Here is a 1527-nt window from a genome sequence, read left to right as displayed (position 1 = left end):
GTGTTGGAGAAGAAGTGGGGTGCCCCCACGATCACCAACGACGGTGTGTCGATCGCCAAGGAGATCGAGCTCGAGGACCCGTGGGAGAAGATCGGGGCCGAGCTGGTCAAGGAGGTCGCGAAGAAGACCGATGACGTGGCCGGTGACGGCACGACGACGGCGACCGTGCTGGCCCAGGCGATGGTCCGTGAGGGCCTGCGCAACGTGGCCGCGGGTGCGAACCCGATCGCGCTGAAGCGGGGCATCGAGCGGGCCGTGGAGGCCATCTCGGAGCAGCTGCTGTCGACCGCCCGTGAGGTGGAGACCAAGGAGCAGATCGCCGCGACCGCGTCGATCTCCGCCGGTGACGCGCAGATCGGCGAGCTCATCGCCGAGGCGATGGACAAGGTCGGCAAGGAAGGCGTCATCACCGTCGAGGAGAGCAACACCTTCGGGCTGGAGCTGGAGCTCACCGAGGGCATGCGCTTCGACAAGGGCTACATCTCGGGCTACTTCGTCACCGACCCGGAGCGTCAGGAGGCGACCCTCGAGGACGCCTACGTGCTGCTGGTCGAGTCGAAGATCTCGAGCGTCAAGGACCTGCTGCCGCTGCTGGAGAAGGTCATGCAGGGCGGCAAGCCGCTGCTGATCATCGCCGAGGACCTCGAGGGCGAGGCCCTCGCGACCCTGGTGGTCAACAAGATCCGTGGCACCTTCAAGTCCACCGCCGTCAAGGCGCCGGGCTTCGGCGACCGCCGCAAGGCCATGCTGCAGGACATCGCCATCCTCACCGGTGGCCAGGTCATCAGCGAGACCGTCGGTCTCAAGCTGGAGAACGCGACCCTGGACCTGCTCGGGCAGGCCCGCAAGGTCGTCGTGACCAAGGACGAGACCACGATCGTCGAGGGTGCGGGCGATGCGGAGCAGATCGCCGGCCGTGTCTCGCAGATCCGGGCGGAGATCGAGAACTCCGATTCGGACTACGACCGGGAGAAGCTGCAGGAGCGGCTGGCCAAGCTGGCCGGCGGCGTGGCCGTCATCAAGGCCGGCGCCGCGACCGAGGTCGAGCTGAAGGAGCGCAAGCACCGCATCGAGGACGCGGTGCGCAACGCCAAGGCCGCTGTCGAGGAGGGCATCGTCGCCGGTGGTGGCGTGGCGCTCATCCAGGCCGGTGCGGCGGCGTTCGAGAAGCTGGAGCTCGAGGGCGACGAGGCCACTGGCGCCAACATCGTCAAGGTCGCCGTGGAGGCGCCGCTGAAGCAGATCGCGATCAACGCCGGTCTCGAGGGCGGCGTCGTGGCGGAGAAGGTGCGCGGCCTGCCGGCTGGTCAGGGCCTCAACGCCGCGACCGGTGAGTACGTGGACATGCTGGCCGAGGGCATCAACGACCCGGTCAAGGTGACCCGGTCCGCGCTGCAGAACGCCGCCTCCATCGCGGGGCTGTTCCTCACCACCGAGGCCGTCGTCGCGGACAAGCCGGAGAAGACCCCGGCCGCTCCCGCCGACCCCAGCGGTGGCATGGGCGGCATGGACTTCTGAGTCCCGCCG

The 1527-nt window shown here is 68.5% G+C and carries 1 protein-coding gene; it reads left to right on the top strand.

Going from position 1 to position 1527, the window contains the following annotated elements:
• A partial coding sequence (gene groL / locus C1I92_RS32890) for a chaperonin GroEL (RefSeq protein ID WP_111258830.1) occupies window positions 1-1518 on the top strand: 1518 nt, incomplete at its 5' end.
• Between the last annotated feature and the right edge of the window lie 9 nt (window positions 1519-1527).

The organism is Jiangella anatolica (genome assembly GCF_003236295.1).
In the GTDB taxonomy this organism is placed as follows: domain Bacteria; phylum Actinomycetota; class Actinomycetes; order Jiangellales; family Jiangellaceae; genus Jiangella; species Jiangella anatolica.
This window is presented reverse-complemented; position numbering and strand designations above follow the sequence as displayed.